5 protein-coding genes are annotated in these 5338 nt (G+C 41.6%); all 5 read left to right on the top strand.

What is annotated here, in order from left to right; genetic code table 11:
• Positions 1-6 precede the first annotated feature (6 nt).
• Positions 7-2019 (top strand): glycine zipper family protein, encoded by a 2013-nt coding sequence (locus VK080_RS12425; RefSeq protein ID WP_414672251.1) that lies wholly within the window; start codon positions 7-9, stop codon positions 2017-2019.
• A 35-nt stretch (positions 2020-2054) separates the two neighbouring features.
• Positions 2055-2741: a hypothetical protein gene (locus VK080_RS12420; RefSeq protein ID WP_324225085.1), complete on the top strand. Its 687-nt coding sequence runs from the start codon at positions 2055-2057 to the stop codon at positions 2739-2741.
• A 17-nt stretch (positions 2742-2758) separates the two neighbouring features.
• Positions 2759-3838: a peptidoglycan DD-metalloendopeptidase family protein gene (locus tag VK080_RS12415; RefSeq protein ID WP_324225084.1), complete on the top strand. Its 1080-nt coding sequence runs from the start codon at positions 2759-2761 to the stop codon at positions 3836-3838.
• A gap of 272 nt (positions 3839-4110) precedes the next feature.
• Positions 4111-4782, top strand: coding sequence for a hypothetical protein (locus tag VK080_RS12410; RefSeq protein WP_324225083.1), 672 nt, complete (start codon positions 4111-4113; stop codon positions 4780-4782).
• A 266-nt stretch (positions 4783-5048) separates the two neighbouring features.
• The coding region (locus tag VK080_RS12405) for a hypothetical protein (RefSeq protein ID WP_324225082.1) at positions 5049-5338 on the top strand (290 nt) is incomplete at its 3' end.

The following is a 5338-nucleotide window of genomic DNA, read 5'->3' as shown; positions in this document are numbered from 1 at the left end:
TTTGATATGAACATTCTTATGACCAAATTTATGCTTTTTTCCTTGGATTTCGCTTATGATTTTAATTTTATCAACACGATTATTGAAAAGTTAAATGAAATCATGGGGGAAATTACAGGAATAACCGGAGGTGGTCATATTTCCAATTCCGGTCTGTTTGGGAATCTTGCTATGTTTACAGCTGTATTTGCAGTGATTTATGCAGCGTTCCTTATGATGTGGAAACGGTCCATGGTTGCATCAATAGGGGCAATTCTGCAAACCATGATGGCTCTAACAATCGCCATATTATTGTTCACGAATTATTCAGTCTTTCTGACCGGGTTAAATCAGGTGACGACACAAGCAAGTTCGCTAATATTAGCAGGGAATTCACACGAAAGAGATGCTAGTGGTGGATTACAGCCCATTGCAACAAATACGCCGACTAATTTGGATGAACAAAGCTTGAAAAATGGTATGAAGGATAATATTTGGGCTTTGTTTGTTGATCGCCCGTATCTGTATATGATGTATGGCGAAACGAATCTTAATAATTTAGCTCGAAGTGAAGAAGAAGCGGTTAACAGGGTAAATAACATTTTAAAACAACAGCCAAATTCGGAAGAACGGTATACAGCAATATCCAATGAATTAACAAATTATGATAATGATTATTTGCTCTATGACAATATCAGCACACGCTTATCTTTTACGCCGATGTATTTGATGATTAATGGAATTGTGTCCATTCCAATTTATTTTCTGGCACTGGCGTTATTGATCTTTCAGTTCTGGTTTATGCTGATTGCGATTTTTGCACCGTTTGCACTTTTATTTGGTGCAATACCAGGCCAGTTTAATGTTGTTAAGCGGTACTTTATTGAGTTGGGCTTGCCTCTGGTCCTTAAGGTGGTTGTTTCGTTTACAGCCTTAGTCATTTTTGCTATTTCCGACTTATTATATGAGGCTGATTTTATAGCTTCGGACAATGATAATCCGTTTGTTGCTTACATCGCAGCAGCGTTAATTCATTTTGTGTTGTTTATGCTCATTTTCCTTCTGCGCAAACGCATTAAAAAGGTTTTTTCCGCGGGCTCTCAAAGTGTGCAAGAATTGCGAGAAGGAATGGGCGAACTAACGAATCCATTGAAAAAAGGTATACAAGGGGCAGGTACCGTTACCGGGGCAGCGGTCGGCACTGTCGCAACAGGAAGTGCCGGCGCTATTGCCGGTGCGAATGTTGGAAGTTCGATTGGAAAGGCGGCCACGGGAGCAGGCAGTGCCGGTGATATTGCCAAAAGTGGCATGCAAGCTCATCGTTCGCAACAAATGGCTTCACTAAAAAAGACTTCATCTGCAAGCATACCTGAAAATCAACAGGTCAATCATTTATCAGATGAGGGGGCTCAAAATATTGGTTCCTTCATAGAAGATAAAAATATTGATACACATGGTCCAGAAGATATCATGGATACGTTCGATCGAAACCAAGTCGAACGTGCGTCCTTGAATGATTTGGACGCAGCCCATGATCAAATCACTCAACAGGCGGAACATGACGGTGAATTAAAAGGCGATTACGCGAAACTTTTAGCCAATCGTGTCAAACAGCAACAGGAAGATAGGGAATTGAATCATCAATATCAAAGCCTCACGCATTTACAGAAGTCAGACCAACCAAAACCTGATCTTACGTCTCAAAAAGAAGAGGTTGGTCATGCGTTTCCTGAAACCGATAGATGGCCGGACAAATCAGTTGATATGAATGCAGAAACAAGTGAACCTGATATGTCATCGGAATTACTCAATTCAAGTCAAAATAACAAACAAAATGAGGATTGGCATCAGACAAATGTGCCGATGGAAGAAGCATCAGATATGTCTGTGAGTGATAGACACGTCAGTGATTTAGCGAGTTCAACAAGACCCGAAAGTGACACAGCAAGAGTAGATGAAGAGCAAGCGAATCTAGCCTCTTTAGAAGCGTCGATACCTCCTGAGCAGGACAGGTCAAATGAAAATGGAAAAATGAGATGAGATTATCCGCTATTCATGAAATGGGGTGAAGTTGTGTGAGTCCTAAAACCAAAAATATGATTGTTTACAGCGTCATGGCTATTGTCATTGCGCTGTTTATTTATGCTATTTTTGTTGGTAATCATGTAAAACAACAGGAAACAGAGGGGAAATCAGAGCCTGCTCAGCCAGACCAAAATGAGCAATCACTAGCGGTGCGGCAATACAGCGCTGAGGCGGAACAAACACACGAAAATAAAGAGGCAAACAATGAACCAATTTCGGAACAACATGGGAAGTTAGACATTGAAATTCCTAAAGCAGAGACGCTGGAGAAATCGGAAGGTGAATATGATGATTACTTTTCGAGGGAAGGGATTGAAAAATCCCGTGAAACAGCCAGGCTTTTCACAAAAAACTTTTACGAACTTAACGGTGAGGAATTAATGGCACATGTGGAAAATGCAAAACCCTATAGTACTGCTAACCTGTATCAGGGATTAATGGAACAGACGCCCAGGCCAACAGCCGCAATTTACATGAAAGAAGCAACATCTCTTAATGTTTACGAGCCTTATGACCCTGGCCAAGAACAGTTAATATGGAACGTTCAGGTGAAGGGTCATGTTTATGATAAGAATGGCAATAAAACAGCAGTGGAGCGTCAAGTTTATACCATTAAAACAAAGAAAGTCGAGGGAGCATTCAAGGTAAAAAATTATACGTTGAATGTTCCTTTTTAGTTGAGGTGTAAACCTCTATGCAAGCAATGAAAATTGTTTTTGGCTCGCTAATTGGTGTAGCTATCGTTGGTGGTATGGTTGCTGTTCTTATTTTGGGATTTGTTCTCTTGTTTGTTACAGGATTTGAATTTGGTGATGAAGAAATGGCATTTTCAAATGCGCCTTCACAAATTGCTGAAGAGGAAATACCTGAACAATTTATTCCGATTTATAAAGAAGCCGGAGAGGAATATGATGTGCCATGGTTATTGCTTGCTTCAATACATCGTGTGGAAACGGTATTTTCATCGATTGAAATGGTGTCACCGGTTAATGCACAAGGCCATATGCAGATGATGCCCTGCAGCTGGCTGGGCTGGGATTATCCCAACTGTGAAGGGCTGGGAGGAACCGACATCCCGGAAGCAATCAAAACAGACCCTGAAAAAATTGAAGATTACGGTGGATTCGGTGTGGATGCCAATGGCAATGGCAAGGCAAGTCCCTGGGAAGAAGAGGATGCGATTTTTGCCGCGGCTAATCACTTGGCCAGCTATATTGATGGCAACAAGGGACTGCGGGAGGCACTGTTTGCCTATAATCATGCCCATTGGTATGTGGAGGATGTGATGCATTACTACCAACTGTACAATGATGGGTTTGCAGCAAAAGATGGCGGCATCGTGGAAGTTTATGGCGATAAAGCTTGGGTAGTTCCACATACGAAAAATCTTACCTCGGGATATGGACACCGAACCATGAATGGCGAACAAGAGTTTCACGGTGGTATTGATGTAGCAGGCGGCAATGACCGGGGCCAACCGATTGTTGCCTTTAAGGACGGAAAAGTTGTTGTATCGCAGGGCAACACTGGTGGTTTTGGCAATCTGGTAATTATTCAGCACGGTGATGATATGTTGACGTTTTATGCTCACTTGATGGAACAAGGTGTTCCGGTTGGAACAGAAGTTAAGGCAGGCCAAATGATAGGGAAAATGGGGACATCCGGTAACTCGACCGGCGTCCATTTGCACTTTGAAGTTCATGTCAAAAAAGAAAAAGGTGGCTTTCAGCGTGTCGACCCTATGCCATATGTGAAGGCATTTTTGGGTAGTTGATAAAAATGAATGTCTGACGTTTAAAAGGATGTTAAATCATTGATGCGAAAGGTATTCATATTTGGACCGTCTGACGCTGGGGGTTAACAACGTCAGACGTATATTAAGGGGTCAATTCTTAGTATAACAAACTTTCCCCTAAAATACGTCAGACGTTAGGGGGAAATAAAAAAATAAATCGTCATAACGTCTGACGCAAGAACATCAAAATATTGATATATTGCTGTTTCAAAAGTCCGAATAACGTCTGACAATGGCGAGGAGGAATGAACTTGATGAAATCGCACTATCTGGACTTACTTAAAAGCGTCGAAATGTTTAAGGAAGAAACCATGCGGCGGTTGTATGAAGAAAAGACGGAAGATATGAACGAGGCGGGGCCAAAGAGTAACCCTTTAGCGACAGCCACACCGCTTATGGTCAATGGTTATCCCGTTTTTCAGCTCTCGTATGACGGAATGCTCCCGTTATACAAAGAGAATGACAGAGATTATGCAGCCATGATTCGAAACTATTATCAGCGCATTACGTTTGAATCCTATAACTATACCGCTGTTAAGAACCAATTTAGTCGTGCTGTACTCATCATACAGCATTACTTCGATGACAATCGTATTCGAGATTTGGACAACAGGAATCGAAAGTACATTATTGATGCCATGCGTCATACAGGGCTTGTTCAGGATGATAACTGGAAAGAGCTTTCGGTTATTGAGGAAGGGTTATCCGATAAACAGAACCATATTCAGGTTTATTTGCTGGCAGAAGAAAATAAGATTAACTTTTTGAGCTATCTCGAACAACATCAACATCACTTGAAGCAAATTCCGAAGGTGGGGGAGCGAAGCGAAATGGAGAAAGAATTAAAGCAACATAGTTGGCGAAAAGACAAAATCCCATTTGCGAATCAGACACAGCCATTTCATGAATTATGGGGTGAATAAGTCAATGTTAGACATCGATTGAACGGTGTTTTTTTATGTATAGTATTCACGTTTTTTGCAATCCCTGACATTCTATTCAACTATTTGATTGATGTTGTACATGGAATAATGCTTAAATCCAGCTGCAGATAAGCCATTTTACAAAAAAAAACCGAACTGAATGGACCAAACTATTTAAGCGAAGTTTTGTTGAGTCAGCACGGAGGACACGCAGAAATGGCGAAACAAAACAGCCCCGACACGAACTGAGAAAGGCAGGTGAAAACATGCCCAAAACCAAAAAGCAGGTCATCAAACGTCTGCAGCCATTGGATATTCAGATACTCAAACATTTATATGACTACCGGGCACTGAGCACTGAACAAATCAGCAAATTCCATGACATGACGATGCCCTACACGTATCGCAAATTAAATATCTTGCGCAATACCGGCTACATTAAGTCAGAACCAATACGCGGCTATATCAAAAGCCAAAGCCGGCAGGGAAACTACCACCGTATCAGCGAGACTGGTATAGCCTGCTTGCGAAAACAGGGCTATCCTGTTGAGCGTCG

Source organism: Lentibacillus sp., assembly GCF_035301925.1.
In the GTDB taxonomy this organism is placed as follows: Bacteria; Bacillota; Bacilli; order Bacillales; family Amphibacillaceae; genus Lentibacillus.
The sequence above is the reverse complement of the archived record's forward strand: the minus strand, read 5'-3'. Positions and strand labels throughout refer to the sequence as shown.